The organism is Halomonas marinisediminis (assembly GCF_004347715.1).
Classification (GTDB): Bacteria; Pseudomonadota; Gammaproteobacteria; order Pseudomonadales; family Halomonadaceae; genus Halomonas; species Halomonas icarae.
On sequence record NZ_SLTR01000474.1, the window covers coordinates 1 to 271 of the forward strand.

Below are 271 nucleotides of genomic sequence, written 5' to 3' on the forward strand. Positions count from 1 at the left end.
TTAGCCCGTGATCCACGGCAATTTGTCGAGATCGACATTGCCGCCCGTCACAATCACACCGACGCGCTTGCCGGCGAACTTATCTTTGTTCTTCAGAATGGTGGCCAGCGGCACAGCACAGCTCGGCTCCATCACGATCTTCATGCGCTGCCAGGTGAGCTTCATCGCGTCGATGATCTCCTGCTCGCTGGCGGTCAGGATATCGCTCACATGGTTGGACACGAAATGCCATGTGAGGTCCTTGAGAGGCACCTTCAACCCGTCGGCAATG

1 protein-coding gene is annotated in these 271 nt (G+C 56.8%); it reads right to left on the reverse strand.

Annotated elements, in window-relative coordinates; translation table 11 throughout:
* Positions 1-271, reverse strand: a 271-nt coding sequence (locus E0702_RS17465) for a pyridoxal-phosphate dependent enzyme (RefSeq protein ID WP_132045775.1), incomplete at its 5' end; no start/stop codon positions are given.